Raw genomic sequence first — 14,646 nt, forward strand, 5'->3', positions numbered from 1 at the left:
GCGGCTAGAGCAGGACGGCGGTGACGGCCAGGTCCTTGCCGGCGTAGCTTTCCGCGTCCTGGAGGATCTCACAGATGATCCCGAAGGACCTGTCGCTCCGGAACGGCGCGGCCACCTGCCAGAGGACCGTGACCGGGGCATTGCCGTTGTCCGTGATGGAGTCCGCGAAGTCGTGCAGGGAATCGTTCAGGGCGTCGAGGTTGACGCCGTAGTGTTCCGGGAAACTGAGGACTTCACCGAACGTTTCCAGAACGGCACGCTTGCTGTCAGCCGGCGGGACAACCAGGCTTCGGCGTCCGGCATCGGCCACCTGTTCCTGCAGTTCCTCCAGGGTCCAGGTATCGCCGGAGTAGATCTTCATGGCTTGCTTAGCTGCCTTCCGCTATGAATGTGAACGACTCGTAATGGTCTTCGGTGTAGTACTTGTCTCCGCCGCTGCCGGCCACGATCCGCCGGGCACCCCGGTCTGGTTCCCCGGGTGTGGGCACCGTGTACTCGCGGTAGTATCCGCGGTCGCGGCGGGGCAGGAGGCGTTCGAAGTTGCCGAAGGGCTGGCCATCCTGGCTGTACTGGTATGGGCCGCCTGCGCGGATGAGTGCCAGGACCCTGCGTCCCTCAGGCGGCAGCTCCGATTCCCGGATTGCTGCCAGCCCCGACGGGTTCTCGGCCGGGGCCGGCGCCACCGGGCCGGACGGTGATCCGGGACCAGGTGCCGTCCCCCGGGAGGTGGCCTCCGCCGTCGTGGTGGCTCCCGCCGTCGTGGTTTGCGACGGTTGATCCAGCAGTCCGGGGCCGCCGAACATGACCAGGGCGAGCACTGCCAGGGCGCCCAGCAGCAGGGGCAGGAGGGTACGGTTGCGCATTCCTGGATCCCGGCTACGTGCGGTAAATGCTGATGGAGTTGGCCTCGGCCACGTCCGTCCCCCCGGCAGCCACCACACCGCCCTGCCGCTGCTCGTGCAGCGGCGAGGTGGTCAGGCGGAGCTCGAACCTCCGCGGGGCGGCCTGTTCGGCGGCCCCCTCCGGGAGCGTGATCTGCACATCCGAGGTTCCGCCGTTCACCACGATCAGCCCTGCGAACTCCCCGTCGTCGGTGCCGAGCAGGAGCTGGACCACCCGGTGGTGCGGATCATTCCACCGCTCGGTGGACATGGGCCGGCCGTCCTGGTCGAACCAGTAGAGGTAGGACTGCTCGTCGCGGACGGGGAAGTCGTGCGGCTGGGCGGCGAGGAACTCCTTGCGCAGCCGGATGTAGCGCTTGGTGCTGCGGAGCATTTCGTGGGATTCCGGCGTGCGGGTCCAGTCCACCCAGGTGATGGCGTTGTCCTGGCAATAGGCGTTATTGTTGCCCAGCTGGGTCCGCGCCAGTTCGTCGCCGGCGGTGATCATGGGCACGCCGAGCGAAATGAGCAGCGAGGCCATCAGGTTGCGCCGGGACTGTGCCCGCTTGGCGAGGATGTCGCCGTTCTCGGTGGGGCCCTCCACGCCGTGGTTGTAGCTGCGGTTGTCCCCGTGGCCGTCCCGGTTCTGCTCACCGTTGTCCTCGTTGTGCTTCCGGTCGAAGGAAACGAGGTCGTTCAGGGTGAAACCGTCGTGGGCGGTGATGTAGTTCACCGATGCCAGGCGGGATCGTCCGGAGGCCTGGAAGAGGGCCGCGGAGCCTGACAGCGAGTCGGCGAGCCTGGCGACTGATCCGCCGTGGCCGCCGTTTTCGAGGGCGGCCCGGTCCGCAAGCCAGAAGGAGCGCAGGGAATCCCGGAAGTGGTCGTTCCAGTCCACCCAGCCCACCGGGAACCGCCCGGTCTGCCAGCCCCCGTAGCCCACGTCCCACGGTTCGGCGATCAGCTTTACGTCCGACAGGACGGGGTCCGCCGCGACGGCCAGCAGGAACGGATGCCGTGGGTCGAATTCGTTGGCAGCGTTGCGGCAAAGAGTGACCGCGAGGTCGAAACGGAAGCCGTCAATGTGGAACTCGTCCACCCAGTACCGGAGCGAGTCCACCACCAGCTGGACCACCCGGGGCTCGCCGAAGTTCAGGCTGTTCCCACAGCCGGTAGTATCCACGTACCTGCCGTGCCCGTCCGTGCGGTAGTACTTGTCCTCCCCCAGGCCCCGGAAGCTGACCGTCTGGCCGTCGGGTCCGCCCTCGGCCGTGTGGTTGTACACGACGTCCAGGATGACCTCGAGGCCGGCGGCGTGGAGCGCCTTGACCATTCCCTTGAATTCGTCCTGGACAGCCTTCGGCCCGGCTTCCTGGGCCGCCTTTGTGGCATACGCCGGGTGCGGGGCAAAGAAGGCCGCGGTGTTGTAGCCCCAGTAGTTGGTCAGCCCCAGGTCCTGCAGGTGCGGTTCGTCGAGGTGGAAATGCACCGGGAGCAGCTGCACCGAAGTGATTCCCAGGCTGGTGAGGTGCTCCACCACGGCGGGGTGTGCCATGCCGGCGTAGGTGCCGCGCAGCTCCCGGGGAACATCCGGGTGGAGCATGGTCTGCCCGCGGACATGGGCTTCGTAAATGATGGTGTCGCGCCACTTCAGGCGCAGCCGTTCGTCGCCGTCCCAGCTGAAGTCGCCGGCCATCCGGACGCTGGTGAGCACCCCGTCCCGCTGGTCCACTGCACGGCCGTACGGATCGAGCAGCAGGGGCTGGCCGCCGTCGTCCTCAACCTCCCTGGTGGGCATGGCAAGCGGCAGCGACTGCTCATGGGAGGCGGGACGGAACCCGTACCGCGCGCCATAGGGCAGGTCCTCCACGATGCCGTGGTGGACGCCGTCGGTAACGTTGGGGAGCGCCTGGACACGCCAGTCCCCGCCGGGTGCGATGTAGACGATTTCCAGGCTGGGAACTCCCGGGGCGTAGCAGGCCACGTTGGCCCGGCCCCCGGCGCGGTGCCGCGTGCCGCCGGAATCTCCACGCGGAACGCTGACACCGAGGGGAACTGCCGTGGAGGAGTCCATGGTGGAAGCGGTGTCGAAAAGCGGCATGACCATCACCTAAATAGTAGCCGCCACGGGCATTTGACCTGCCCCGGCGCCGGACATGGCGCCGGGGAGGGAAGGGCCCGCAGAACGCGGGCTCCGTCCCTTCACATTTCTAACTTTTTGAGCGTTTCCTACTTTGTTGCCCGCTGGCGCGAGACCTCGTACAGCGAGATCCCCACTGCCATGGAGGCATTCAGCGATTCCATCGCCGAATCGATGGGGATGGACACGATCTGGTCGCAGTTCTCCCGGACCAGCCGGCTGAGTCCCTTCCCTTCCGAGCCCACCACGATGCACACCGGTTCCGTTGCGAGCGTCAGGTCCGGCAGCGAAACGTCGCCGTCGCCGTCCAGGCCCAGGACAAAGATGCCCATGTTCTTGAACTGCTTGAGGGCATTGTTGAGGTTGGAGGCGCGAGCCACGGGCACGCGGACTGCGGCGCCGGCGCTGGTCTTCCAGGCGGAGGCGGTGACTCCGACCGAGCGGCGTTCGGGAACGATGACGCCGTGGCCGCTGAATGCTGACACGGAGCGGATGATGGCGCCGAGGTTGCGGGGATCGGTGATGCCGTCAAGGGCCACAAAGAGCGGGGCGTTGGCGACGTGCCCCTTCTTCCACTTGTCCACCGTTTCTTCGGCCAGCTCATAGGCGTCCGCATAGTCGTACGGCGGGATCTGCAGGACCAGCCCCTGGTGGACCGCGTCATCCGTCATCCGGTCCAGCTCGGGCTTGCCCGTTTCCAGGAGCGGGATGCCGCGCTCGGCCGCGAGCTTCAGGGACTCCTTGACGCGGTCATCCATTTCGATCCGGATGGCGACGTGCAGCGCCTTGGCGGGGATGCCGGCGCGGAGCGCCTCCACCACCGAGTTGCGGCCGGTGACGACTTCCTCGGTGGCGCGTCCCTTGGGTCCGGACTTCGCCGCGCCCGCGCTGCGGGCACCGGTGCCGCGCTTCGCGGCGGACCGCTCGGCAAGCTGCTTGGCCTTGTGGGCCTTGTGGTACGGCCTGTCCTCCGCCTTGGGCGTTGGCCCCTTGCCTTCCAGGGCCTTTCGGCCATGGCCACCGGTTCCGATGGTTGGGCCCTTCTTCGCTTTAACCGATCGGCGACCATTGTTGGCCATGATGTTCCACCCTTGATTGTGTTGACTGAGTCTGCATACCAGTCTACTGACCGAAGAAAAATCGCCGGACCGCGGCGGGAATCCTTCGGGTCAGTCGCGCTTCAGGCTCCAGGTGGCGCCGTCCGGGCCGTCCTCGACCACCACGCCGGCCTCGTTGAGCATGTCGCGGATGGAGTCCGAGGCAGCCCAGTCCTTGTTGGCCCGTGCCGCGGCCCGGGCAGCGAGCTGCGCCTCCACCAGGACGCCGAGCGCATCCGATTCCCGGCTGTTCCGGGCGTCGGTACCGGCAACGGCGTCGAGCCCCAGCACGCCCGTCATGACGGTGACGGCGCGCATCGCCTCCCGGGCGGCGTCGTCGTCGCCCTCCGCCAGGGCTGTATTGCCCGTCCGGACGGCCTCGTGCAGGGCAGCCAGCGCGCGCGGCACGTTCAGGTCGTCGTCCATGGCCTCGGAAAATGCTTCCAGGCTTCCGGGCGTGCGGCCGCCGTCCGCACCAGGCCCGGCATCCTGGCCCAGGCGTGCCGCGGCCTTGCCCAGGAACCCGTCAATACGTTCGACGGCGGCCGCCGCCTCCTGCAGCGACGTGGGACGGTAGTCAAGGACGGAGCGGTAGTGGGCCTGGCCGAGGTAGTAGCGCACCACCCGCGGCGGGGCGAGTTCCAGCATTTCGGCGGGGCTGATGGTGTTGCCGATGGACTTGGACATCTTCTCGCCCTCATAGGTCACCATGCCGTTGTGCATCCAGAAGCTGGCGAAGGGATGCCCTGCCGCCTGCGACTGAGCCATCTCGTTCTCGTGGTGCGGGAAGCGCAGGTCCAGCCCGCCGCCGTGGAAGTCAAACTCCGTGCCAAGGTACTTGGTGACCATCGCGGAGCACTCCAGGTGCCAGCCGGGACGGCCCGCGCCCCACGGCGAAGCCCAGGACGCCGTGGCGGGTTCGCCCTCCTTGGAGCCCTTCCACAGGGCGAAGTCGCGGGGGTCCTTCTTGCCGCGCGGGTCGGCGTCCGGGGCAGCCTGCATGTCGTCGATGTTCTGCCGGGTCAGGGCGCCGTACTTGCTCCACGAGCGCACGTCGAAGTACACGTCACCCGAGTCATCCAGTGCCGGGTAGGCGTGGCCCCGGTCGATCAGCTGCTGGATCAGGGCGTGCATCTCCGGGATGTGGCCGGTGGCCCGCGGCTCGTAGGTGGGCCGGGAAACGCCGAGGGTGTCGTAGGCCCGCAGGAACTCCTGCTCGTAGCGGTACGCCAGCGCCCACCACTCTTCCTGTGCCACGTCCCCGGGCTCCGGCACGAAGTCCGGGGCGAAAGACGCCTCCGACTTCGCCAGGATTTTGTCGTCAATGTCCGTCACGTTCCGGACCACCGTTACCCGGAACCCCCGGAACGCCAGCCAGCGCGTGAGCTGGTCGAAGGCGATCGCGGACCGGATGTGTCCCACGTGGGGCATGCCCTGCACCGTTGCCCCGCAGTAGTACAGGCTGGCCTTTCCTTCGACCAGGGGGACGAAGTTCCGGACTTCAGCGGAGGCAGTGTCATAGAAGCGCAGGGTCACCGCTCCAGACTAGCCGATGGCGCCGGCAGGCCGCGGGTAGACCAGGGCGGTTGCCACGGCGGTGATGCCCTCACCGCGTCCGGTGAATCCGAGCCTGTCGCTGGTGGTGGCGGTGACGCTGATGGGGGCGTCCGCGGCGTCACTGAGGACCTGCTGCGATTCTTCCCGGCGGGGCCCGAATTTGGGCCGGTTGGCCACGAACTGGACTGCCACGTTTCCTATTTCGAAGCCGGCGGCCCGGACGATCCGCGCGGCTTCGGCCAGGAGTGTCACTCCCGAGGCGCCGGCGAATTCCGGCCGGTCAGTGCCGAAGTGGGTGCCGAGGTCCCCGATGCCGGCCGCCGAGAACAGCGCATCCGCCGCCGCGTGCGCAACGGGATCCCCGTCGGAGTGTCCGGCCAGGCCACGTTCACCCGGCCACAACAGTCCGCCGAGCCACAGGGGGCGCGGGGAATCCTCTGCGGCATAGGCGTGGACGTCCAGGCCGATGCCGGTCCGGGGAATGATCATTTGCGGGTCTTTCATTCCTAGCCTTCCACCCAGCGGGCACCCAGCGGGCCTTCGAGCAGCCCTTCGGCCAGGATCAGGTCCAGCGGCGTGGTGATTTTCAGCGACTGGGTGGAACCGCGGACCACGTGGACCGGGGTGCCGGTCATTTCCACCAGCATGGCGTCATCGGTGACGGCTGCCGACTGTTGCGGGTCGAGTGACCGGGCGGCCTCGTGGGCACGCTGGAGCGTGGGCAAGCGGAACCCTTGGGGCGTCTGGACCGCGCGCAGGTCCTCACGGGGCGCCGTTCCGGTCACGACCTCCGGCGCAGGCGAACCGCCGCCCGCGGTGGCTTTCACTGTCTTGACGGTGTCCACGACGGCGATGGCGGGGATGACCGCCTCGGCACCGGCAGCGAGGGCGTCGGCGATGCGGTGGAAGACGGAGTCCGGCGTCAGGGCGCGGGCAGCATCGTGGACCATGACGGCGTCCGTCCCGTCCATCAGTGCGTCCAGTCCGGCCCGGACGGAGTCTGCGCGGGTGGCTCCGCCGTCAACGATCGTCAGGAGCGGACCGCCGTCGGCAAGCTCTTCGCGGAAGTCTTCGCACAGCCGGCGCAGCCCGTCATTGCCGGCGGGCAGCGCAATGCATACCTGGCTGCTGATTCCGGACGCGACGATGCCGCGCAGGGCATGCATCAGGATGGGTTCTCCACCCAGCGGCACTGCAGCCTTGGGCATGCCATAACCAAGGCGCTGCCCCGAACCTGCGGCCACCAGGATCACCGCGGTGACCAGGCGGTTAGGTGTTTCGCTCATGCGGACTAGCCTACGTCGCCGCGGGCCGCAGTGCCCGGCGCGGTCCCTGCCGTGTGTTGGCTGTGAAGGTGCGGAGAAAAAAAGAAGCCCCGGCGCACTTTCGTGCCGCCGGGGCTTAATTCTTAGGAAGCCAAAACCTCGTCGAGAACGCTTGCCGCCTTCTCTTCGTCGGTCTTTTCGGCCAGCGCCAGTTCTGAGATCAGAATCTGCCGGGCCTTGGCCAGCATTCGCTTCTCGCCTGCGGAAAGGCCCCGGTCGTGATCACGGCGCCACAGGTCGCGCACGACCTCTGCTACCTTGATGACGTCACCGGAAGCAAGCTTCTCCAGATTTGCCTTGTACCTGCGTGACCAGTTGGTGGGCTCTTCGGTGAACTCGGCACGGAGCACATCAAACACGTGCTCCAGGCCATCCTTGCCCACTACGTCCCGGACCCCAACAAGGTCAACGTTTTCTGCTGGAACTTCAATGGTCAGATCACCCTGAGCCACCTTGAGCTTGAGATACATTTTCTCTTCGCCCTTGATGGTGCGCATCTTGATTTCTTCAATCTTCGCAGCACCGTGGTGAGGGTAAACTACTGTCTCGCCGACCTCAAATACCATGTGGACATTTCCCCTTTCCCGCAGACCAGTTTATCACGATTCAGGCATATGCCCGGCCGCGGAGAGGCCCTGGAACCGCGAAAATACGCGGAAATTGGCCCAAATCAACCCCCTTGGACCCCTTGACGGATGCGGATAATAGTGCATCGCCGGTGCGCTGCCAAGGGCGATGTGACGCCGCCGAATCCTCGTTTCGGCGGCTTTCCGGATAGGCTATGCCTAAATCTGTTTCAAGACTCTCGAGGAGTACGTGACGTGCGTTTCACTGCGACGAACCGGGCCCAGCGCGGCAAACTGGCACTGACGGCTGCCGCCCTTGGCATCGGGCTGCTGACGTCGGGCTGCGGGTACATCAATTCCCAGCAGACAAACGAGCAGTACCAGGCGTCGGACGGCATTGTCACCGACCTCGGCCCCCTCAAGCTGAGCAACTTCTTGATCGTTTCCAACGGCGAGGACGAGCCGGGCCGGGTCATCGGTGCCGTGTACAACTCTTCGTCCCAGGACGTGAAGCTCACGGTCAACGGCGCCGAGGGCTCACAGACCGAGATTCCGGTCAAGGCGAACTCCTACGTCCTGCTGAACAACGAAACCGATGAAGCGGTCCTGAGCACCACCGGCGGCATCCCGGGCTCGCTGGTGGATATCAAGATCACCGAAAGCGGCACCAACGTCAGCAACACCGTCAAGGTTCCGGTCCTGGACACCACCTTGCCGGAGTACAAGGAATACCTGCCGGCCGGAAGCACCCCGTCGCCTTCCCCCACGCCGTCACCCACGGCCTCCGAGCTTGGCGGCGGCACCGGCCACTAGGCCGCACAGCAAGCCACATGCAAAAGGGAGGGGCCTGCCGGCCCCTCCCTTTTGTATGTCCTGTGATACGGTCATGGACCCGCGGCGCCCCTACGGCTCGAACTTGTAGCCGAGCCCGCGCACAGTCACCAGGTACCGCGGTGCGGAAGGATCGGGTTCGATCTTGCCGCGCAGCCGCTTCACGTGGACGTCCAGGGTCTTGGTGTCGCCCACATAATCCGAGCCCCACACCCGGTCTATAAGCTGGCCGCGGGTCAGCACCCGGCCGGAGTTGCGCAGGAGCATCTCAAGCAGCTCGAATTCCTTCAACGGAAGCAGGACCTGCTCGCCGTCCACGCTCACCACGTGACGCTCGATGTCCATCCGGACCGGGCCGGCCTGCACCGTGGAGGAGATCAGTTCTTCGGGCTCGCCCTGGCGGCGCAGCACCGCCCGGACCCGGGCCACCAGCTCGCGGGACGAATAGGGCTTGGTGACGTAGTCGTCAGCCCCCAGTTCCAGCCCCACCACTTTGTCGATTTCCGAGTCCTTGGCCGTCAGCATGATCACCGGGACGCTGGATCGCTGCCGGAGCTGGCGGCAGACCTCCGTCCCGGGCAGGCCCGGGAGCTGCAGGTCCAGGAGCACCAGGTCGGCGCCATTGCGGTCGAATTCGGTGATGGCGTCCAGGCCGTTGTCCACCACCTCCACTTCGAAACCCTCTTTGCCCAGCAAATAGGACAAGGGATCGCTGAACGACTCCTCGTCCTCCACAATCAAGATCCTGCTCAAGCGCTAGCTCCTCGTTCTTTTGCGCCGGCGGCGCGGGGTACCTGGGTAAGTGTTGGCTGGTCGGTCCGCTGTCCTGGCTGCTCCTGCCCAGGGGCGGCCGCGGGCGGAACGTCGTCACCGCCGTCGTGCCCTTCCATCTCGGGCAGGCGGAGGGTGAAGGTGGATCCCTGGCCGGGCTGGGACCAGACGGTCACCTCGCCGCCATGGTTGGAGGCGACATGCTTGACGATGCTCAGGCCCAGGCCGGTACCGCCGGTGTGGCGGGACCGCGCCGCGTCCACACGGTAGAAGCGTTCGAAGACGCGTTCCTGTTCTTCCGGAGTGAGGCCCTCGCCCTGGTCCGTGACGGAGATGGAGACGAGCCCGTCCCGGGACCGGACACCAATGCCCACCCGGGTGTTGGCCGGCGAGTACCGGATGGCGTTGTCGATGAGGTTGCGCAGGGCGGTGACCAGCAGGTCCTGGTCGCCGAACACCTTGCCCTCGGTCCGGCCGCCCACCACGATCCTGATGTTCTTGCTTTCCGCGGGCAGCTGGGACCGGTCCACCGCCTCCGCGATCACTGTGTTGACGTCCACGGGGCCGCCCTGCTGGATGACGCTGGCTCCCTGCAGGCGCGACAGTTCGATGATGTCCTGCACCAGCGCGGCAAGCCGGCCGGATTCCTTGTGCATCCGCTTGGCGAAGCGTCGGACTGCCTGCTCGTCGTCGGCGGAGGATTCAAGGGCCTCGGCGAGCAGCGAGATGGCGCCCACCGGCGTCTTGAGTTCATGGGAGACGTTGGCGACGAAGTCGTTGCGGATCTCCTCCGTGCGGGTGATCTCGGTGCGGTCGTCTGCGAGCAGGAGAATGTATTCCTCGCCGAGCATGGCTGCCCGCACCTGCACGATGATGGTTCCCTGTCCCAGCGGCCCGCGGGGCAGTTCCAGCTGCTTCTCCAGGATGACGCCGTCGCGCCGGACACCGGCCGTCATGTCCAGCAGCTCCTTGTGGACCACGGTATGTCCGCGCACCAGGCCGTAGGCGTAGGCTGCGGGGCTGGCACGGACCACGCCGTCCACCGTGTCAACCACCACGAAGGCCCGCCCGATGATGGCAAGTACTTCCGCGGCCCCGGCAGGCAGTGCCAGCTCCTCTGCGTCGATGTCCAGCAGCTGGCGCTGCTTCTCGCTGACCCGGAAGGCGAGCACGCCAAAGGTGCCGAGCGCCAGGCCGACGAGGCCTGCAACCAGACCGATGAGCATAGGATCCACAGGTCCACCTTATGCGCTTGCCGGGGCCCATCCGGCGCGTCCGGACCCCCTGCGACCACGGTTCAACTAACGTTCACCTTCAAGGGCCCAACCGTTTACCGGATACTGGCAGAGTAACCAGTTGGAGTGCCGAACGGCCACACGATTCCTGCTGCCCGGAAGCGGGCCCGGCAGGGGTTTCAAGGAAAGGACGCCTACGTGCGTAAGGTTTTTCAGGAAGAACTCACCGCGGTCGGTGACCAGCTGGTGGAGATCTCCCGCCTGGTCAGCGAAGCGATGGACAAAGCCACCACCTCCTTCGAAGTGGCGGATGTGGACCTCGCCCAGGATGTCATTGCCGCCGACGCGCGCATTGACTTCCTGCAGAACAGCCTGGATGAGCGGGCCATCGACATCCTGGCGCTGCAGGGCCCGGTGGCCAGCGACCTGCGGATGATCGTGGGCTCCCTGCGCATGAGTGCATCGCTGGAGCGGATGGGCGATCTCGCCCGCCACGTCGCGCAGCTGGCCCGCCTCCGGTTCCCGTCCACGGTGATTCCGGCGTCCATGACGGAGACGTTCAAGCAGATGGCCGAGCTGGACAAGGAAATCGCTGCCAAGCTCACCGTCCTGCTGGAGACCCGCGACCTCGAAGTGGCCCGGGACATCCTGAAGGCCAACACGGTCATCAACGACCTGCACCTGAGCGTCTTCAAGGCGATCGCCGCGCCGGAGTGGAAAGAGTCGCCCGCCACCACCGTGGACGTGGCCCTTGCCAGCCGCTACTTCGAGCGGTTCGCGGACCACGGCGTTTCGGTCGCCCAGAAGGTTACCTATCTGGTGACCGGCGCATGGCAGCCGAACGGCATCGAGCACAGCTGACCGCCACGTCCTTAAGAGCGACGGCGGGCTGGCCACCAAGGGTGACCAGCCCGCCGTCGTTGTTTGCTGCCCTATTTCTTGCCCTGGTTGGCGACCGCCAGGATGGCTTCCTCGGCAGCTTCGGGATCGAGGTAGGTGCCGCCCCGCTTGATGGGCTGGAAGTTCTCGTCCAGGTCGTACACGAGCGGGATGCCGGTGGGGATGTTCAGGCCGGCGATGGCTTCGTCGCTGATGCCGTCGAGGTGCTTGACCAGTGCGCGGAGCGAGTTGCCGTGCGCGGTGACCAGGACGGTCTTGCCGGCCTTCAGGTCTTCTTTGATGTCCGATTCCCAGTACGGGAGCAGGCGGACCAGCACGTCCTTCAGGCACTCGGTGCGGGGAAGCGCGTCACCGAGGTCCGCGTAGCGCGGGTCGTGGGCCTGGGAGAATTCGGAGTTGTCGTCCAGGGGCGGCGGCGGGGTGTCGTAGGACCGGCGCCATTCCATGAACTGCTCCTCGCCGTACTCGGCCAGGGTCTGGGCCTTGTCCTTGCCCTGCAGGGCGCCATAGTGGCGCTCGTTCAGGCGCCAGTCGCGCTTCACCGGGATCCAGCCGCGGTCAGCCTTGTCCAGGGCGATGTTGGCCGTGTTGATGGCCCTCTTCAGCAGGGAGGTGTAGAGCACATCCGGGAGCACGTTGTTCTCCACCAGGAGCTCACCGCCCCGTGCTGCTTCCTCGCGGCCCTGGTCGTTCAGGTCAACGTCCACCCAGCCGGTGAACAGGTTCTTGGCGTTCCATTCGCTGTGGCCGTGGCGCAGCAGAATCAGCTTGTAAGTCATGATTTTCATCCTAGCCGAGCGCCGTTGCCGCCCGCCCAGCGTTACAACCCGACGGCGGAGGAGCCTCCGCTGCCGTGGCAACGGTAAGGTGGGTCGGTGGTTCAAAAGGCTGAACGGGTGGCCGCCCCGCAGATCACCGGCAGGAACACCGCGGGCCGGCAGGGCCGGCCGGTGGGCAACGTTACCCGCGGCACCACCAATCCGAACCGCATGCGCCGCCTCGACCGCTGGCTGACCGGACCCCAGGCCTGGCGCCTGCGGTCCGCGGCTGACCCGCTGGTGGTGGACCTGGGCTACGGGGCCACGCCGGCCACCGCCGTCGAACTGTATGAACGGCTGGCCGCCGTCCGGCCGGACGTCCAGGTCCGCGGCATCGAGATCGAACCCTCACGCGTCCAGGCCGCCCTGCCCCTTCAGCGGCCGGGCCTGAGCTTCCACGTGGGAGGCTTCGAACTTCCCATCCCCGGCCGCCCCGTCCTGGTGCGGGCCTTCAATGTGCTGCGGCAGTACGAGGAGGCGGACGTGGCGGGCATCTGGCGGCTGGTCCAGGACCGCCTCCCGGACAACGGCCTGTTCATTGACGGGACCTGCGATGAGATCGGGCGGCGGGTGACGTGGGTGGCGCTGGACGCCGAACGGCCCCTGTCACTGAGCATTTCAGTCCGCTTCGGCAGCTTCGACCTGCCCTCGGACGTGGCCGAACGCCTGCCGAAGGCGCTCATCCACCGCAACGTTCCCGGCGAGCGGGTGCACGGGCTGCTGCAGGCGATGGACCGCTCCTGGCTGGAAGCCGCTCCCCTGGCGTCGTTCGGCAACCGGCAGCGCTGGCAGGGCATGTGCCGGTCGTTGCGCGACGCCGGCTGGCCGGTGCAGGACGGACCGGCCCGGTGGCGTCTTGGCGAAGTGACGGTGGACTGGGAAGCGGTGGCTCCGCGGCCTTAGCCGGATGGGCCCACGCCGGCAGGGGTCCCTGGGCGAGCCTGGGGGCCGGCGGGGATTACCAGGGACCGTAGGGGCCCATGTTGCGGCTGCCGCCACGGCCTGCGTCCTTGACCGCCGGCCGTACGTCAGCAAGGTACACAGAGGCGGCCACCACAGCGGCAAGCCCGAAGAGGCCGAGGGTGCCGAAGATACCGCCGCCGCTGCCGAACAGTGAAATGACGCCAACAAAGGCCGCGCCGCCGGTCAGTGCCAGCCAAAAGGTCTTGGTCCGCTTGCCGGTTGCCTCGAAGGCGTTGGCGCGGTGCCGCGCGCAGTCCACCACGGCCCAGAGCTCAAGGCCCAGTGCCACCAGGGCAAGGATAAAGAACACTGCCGTTTCAACAGGCCGAATAATCAGTTCACCGTCCACAACCCAAGCCTAGCCTCCCAACGTGTCCAGCGCCTGCTCCAGGTCGGCCCAAAGGTCTTCGACGTTCTCGATGCCCACGCTCAGTCGGACCAGGTTCTCCGGGACGCTCGTCGGCTCGGCAGCATGCCGGCGGCGGCGTTCGATCAGGGATTCGACGCCGCCGAGGGACGTGGCCGGCAGCCACAGCTCCAGGGCCTGGACAAGCTTGTCCGCTGCCCCGGCGCCGTCCAGTCCCCCGGCAGGGGCCACCTGGATGCAGACGATGGATCCGAATCCCTTCATCTGGGCTTTCGCCCGCTCATGCCCCGGGTCAGCGGGCAGCCCCGGGAACCGGATGGACTCGACCCGGGGGTGGTTGCTGAGCCGCTCCGCGAGGATCATTGCGGACTGCTGTGACCGTTCCACCCGGAGCGCGAGCGTCCGCAGGCCCCGCAGCCAGCCACGCTTCGAAGGGGCCGGCAATGCCGCCATGGATGGTCCTGTTGTGCAGCAGGGCCGAGCGGATGTCAGGGTTTGACGTCACCAGGGCGCCAAGGACGACGTCGGAATGGCCCGCCAGGTACTTGGTCACCGAATGCAGGACGACGTCGGAGCCGAGGGCCAGCGGTTGCTGCACCAGCGGCGTGGAGAAAGTATTGTCGGTGACCACGATGGCACCTGCCGCGTGCGCCGCCTCCGTGAGTGCCGCGACGTCGGCGATGCCGAGCATCGGGTTGGTGGGGCTCTCCAGCCACAGCATCGCCGCGGGGCGCGCTCCGGGACCGCCCGGTGCCAGCGCAGCCTTGACAGCGGCGGTATCGGCGATGTCCACGGCGCGGAGTTCGACAAAGCCCTTCTGGGCCAGCTCCGAGGCCATCACCAGGGTCCCCGAATAGCTGTGGGTGGGCATGACCAGCGCTCCGCCGGCGGGAATGAGCGACAGGGCGGAGCTGACGGCGGCGAGGCCCGAGGAGTACAGCAGCCCGGGCAGTTCGGCTCCTTCGAGCCGGGCGAGTGCCTCTTCGAAGGGATCCCACGTGGGGTTGGAGTAGCGCCCGTAGCCGCGGTCGCCGGTATCGAGCGAACCCGTGCCGAAGTAGGTGGATGAAAGGACCAGGGGCGGGTTCACGGGCATGTCCCGTTCCCGCGGGGGACGTCCGGCCGCAACCACCACCGTCTCTGCTGACAGGTCGGCCGCGTGCTGTTCGGAAAGACTCATGGTCAAAAGCGTACT

Annotated in this window: 15 protein-coding genes and 1 pseudogene; 3 read left to right on the top strand and 13 right to left on the bottom strand. The window is 67.0% G+C overall.

The window, feature by feature from the left end; translation table 11 throughout:
- Window positions 1-4: 4 nt before the first annotated feature.
- From G205_RS06540 to G205_RS06575, 8 genes are all read right to left on the bottom strand, one after another.
- On the bottom strand, window positions 5-361 hold the full coding sequence (locus G205_RS06540) for a barstar family protein (protein WP_009357281.1): 357 nt from the start codon (window positions 359-361) through the stop codon (window positions 5-7).
- A gap of 7 nt (window positions 362-368) precedes the next feature.
- Entirely contained in the window at window positions 369-863 is a 495-nt protein-coding gene (locus G205_RS06545) for a guanyl-specific ribonuclease (protein WP_009357282.1), read from the bottom strand.
- Between the two features lie 13 nt (window positions 864-876).
- The gene (gene glgX, locus G205_RS06550; RefSeq protein WP_035752262.1) at window positions 877-2,988 is read right to left on the bottom strand and encodes a glycogen debranching protein GlgX; all 2,112 of its coding nucleotides are present in this window, start codon (window positions 2,986-2,988) and stop codon (window positions 877-879) included.
- 122 nt (window positions 2,989-3,110) lie between these two features.
- Entirely contained in the window at window positions 3,111-4,100 is a 990-nt protein-coding gene (gene rlmB, locus G205_RS06555; protein ID WP_009357284.1) for a 23S rRNA (guanosine(2251)-2'-O)-methyltransferase RlmB, read from the bottom strand.
- A 90-nt stretch (window positions 4,101-4,190) separates the two neighbouring features.
- A complete protein-coding gene (cysS, locus tag G205_RS06560) occupies window positions 4,191-5,654 on the bottom strand; it encodes a cysteine--tRNA ligase (RefSeq protein ID WP_009357285.1) in 1,464 nt (487 codons plus the stop codon).
- Between the two features lie 9 nt (window positions 5,655-5,663).
- Window positions 5,664-6,164: a 2-C-methyl-D-erythritol 2,4-cyclodiphosphate synthase gene (gene ispF / locus G205_RS06565; RefSeq protein ID WP_009357286.1), complete on the bottom strand. Its 501-nt coding sequence runs from the start codon at window positions 6,162-6,164 to the stop codon at window positions 5,664-5,666.
- A 17-nt stretch (window positions 6,165-6,181) separates the two neighbouring features.
- Complete coding sequence (ispD, locus tag G205_RS06570) at window positions 6,182-6,961, bottom strand: 2-C-methyl-D-erythritol 4-phosphate cytidylyltransferase (protein WP_009357287.1); 780 nt, start codon at window positions 6,959-6,961, stop codon at window positions 6,182-6,184.
- A gap of 122 nt (window positions 6,962-7,083) precedes the next feature.
- Window positions 7,084-7,566 (bottom strand): CarD family transcriptional regulator, encoded by a 483-nt coding sequence (locus G205_RS06575; RefSeq protein WP_009357288.1) that lies wholly within the window; start codon window positions 7,564-7,566, stop codon window positions 7,084-7,086.
- 255 nt (window positions 7,567-7,821) lie between these two features.
- Between G205_RS06575 and G205_RS06580 the strand changes: the two genes are divergently transcribed.
- The gene (locus tag G205_RS06580) at window positions 7,822-8,379 is read left to right on the top strand and encodes a hypothetical protein (protein ID WP_009357289.1); all 558 of its coding nucleotides are present in this window, start codon (window positions 7,822-7,824) and stop codon (window positions 8,377-8,379) included.
- Window positions 8,380-8,469: 90 nt separating this feature from the next.
- Here the strand turns inward: G205_RS06580 and G205_RS06585 are convergent, their stop codons facing one another.
- Entirely contained in the window at window positions 8,470-9,150 is a 681-nt protein-coding gene (locus tag G205_RS06585) for a response regulator transcription factor (RefSeq protein WP_009357290.1), read from the bottom strand.
- Entirely contained in the window at window positions 9,147-10,394 is a 1,248-nt protein-coding gene (locus tag G205_RS06590; RefSeq protein ID WP_009357291.1) for a sensor histidine kinase, read from the bottom strand. The genes G205_RS06585 and G205_RS06590 overlap by 4 nt, the downstream gene beginning before the upstream one ends.
- Before the next feature lie 207 nt (window positions 10,395-10,601).
- Between G205_RS06590 and phoU the strand changes: the two genes are divergently transcribed.
- The gene (gene phoU, locus G205_RS06595) at window positions 10,602-11,264 is read left to right on the top strand and encodes a phosphate signaling complex protein PhoU (protein WP_009357292.1); all 663 of its coding nucleotides are present in this window, start codon (window positions 10,602-10,604) and stop codon (window positions 11,262-11,264) included.
- 71 nt (window positions 11,265-11,335) lie between these two features.
- Here phoU and G205_RS06600 read toward each other — a convergent pair whose 3' ends face one another.
- Window positions 11,336-12,082, bottom strand: a complete 747-nt coding sequence (locus G205_RS06600) for a phosphoglyceromutase (RefSeq protein WP_009357293.1) — start codon at window positions 12,080-12,082, stop codon at window positions 11,336-11,338.
- Between the two features lie 96 nt (window positions 12,083-12,178).
- Here G205_RS06600 and G205_RS06605 point away from each other — a divergent pair, with 96 nt between their 5' ends.
- Window positions 12,179-13,024 carry a hypothetical protein gene (locus G205_RS06605; RefSeq protein WP_035752271.1) on the top strand — a complete coding sequence of 282 codons (846 nt, stop codon included), beginning with the start codon at window positions 12,179-12,181 and terminating at the stop codon, window positions 13,022-13,024.
- Window positions 13,025-13,079: 55 nt separating this feature from the next.
- Here the strand turns inward: G205_RS06605 and G205_RS06610 are convergent, their stop codons facing one another.
- Together G205_RS06610 and G205_RS06615 are read right to left on the bottom strand one after the other, a co-directional pair.
- The gene (locus G205_RS06610; protein ID WP_009357295.1) at window positions 13,080-13,433 is read right to left on the bottom strand and encodes a DUF2516 family protein; all 354 of its coding nucleotides are present in this window, start codon (window positions 13,431-13,433) and stop codon (window positions 13,080-13,082) included.
- A gap of 9 nt (window positions 13,434-13,442) precedes the next feature.
- A pseudogene (locus tag G205_RS06615) lies at window positions 13,443-14,631 on the bottom strand (trans-sulfuration enzyme family protein).
- Window positions 14,632-14,646: the final 15 nt, after the last annotated feature.

The sequence above is a fragment of the Arthrobacter nitrophenolicus genome (assembly GCF_000332815.1).
GTDB classification, from domain to species: domain Bacteria; phylum Actinomycetota; class Actinomycetes; order Actinomycetales; family Micrococcaceae; genus Arthrobacter; species Arthrobacter nitrophenolicus.

What these genes read in the sequence shown, in the direction of transcription:
- ispD (WP_009357287.1), bottom strand. Translation starts at nt 6,961, where the DNA reads ATGAGCGAAACACCTAACCGCCTGGTCACCGCGGTGATCCTGGTGGCC.
- ispF (WP_009357286.1), bottom strand. Translation starts at nt 6,164, where the DNA reads ATGATCATTCCCCGGACCGGCATCGGCCTGGACGTCCACGCCTATGCC.
- rlmB (WP_009357284.1), bottom strand. Translation starts at nt 4,100, where the DNA reads ATGGCCAACAATGGTCGCCGATCGGTTAAAGCGAAGAAGGGCCCAACC.
- G205_RS06590 (WP_009357291.1), bottom strand. Translation starts at nt 10,394, where the DNA reads ATGCTCATCGGTCTGGTTGCAGGCCTCGTCGGCCTGGCGCTCGGCACC.
- glgX (WP_035752262.1), bottom strand. Translation starts at nt 2,988, where the DNA reads ATGGTCATGCCGCTTTTCGACACCGCTTCCACCATGGACTCCTCCACG.
- G205_RS06575 (WP_009357288.1), bottom strand. Translation starts at nt 7,566, where the DNA reads ATGGTATTTGAGGTCGGCGAGACAGTAGTTTACCCTCACCACGGTGCT.
- G205_RS06600 (WP_009357293.1), bottom strand. Translation starts at nt 12,082, where the DNA reads ATGACTTACAAGCTGATTCTGCTGCGCCACGGCCACAGCGAATGGAAC.
- G205_RS06545 (WP_009357282.1), bottom strand. Translation starts at nt 863, where the DNA reads ATGCGCAACCGTACCCTCCTGCCCCTGCTGCTGGGCGCCCTGGCAGTG.
- G205_RS06540 (WP_009357281.1), bottom strand. Translation starts at nt 361, where the DNA reads ATGAAGATCTACTCCGGCGATACCTGGACCCTGGAGGAACTGCAGGAA.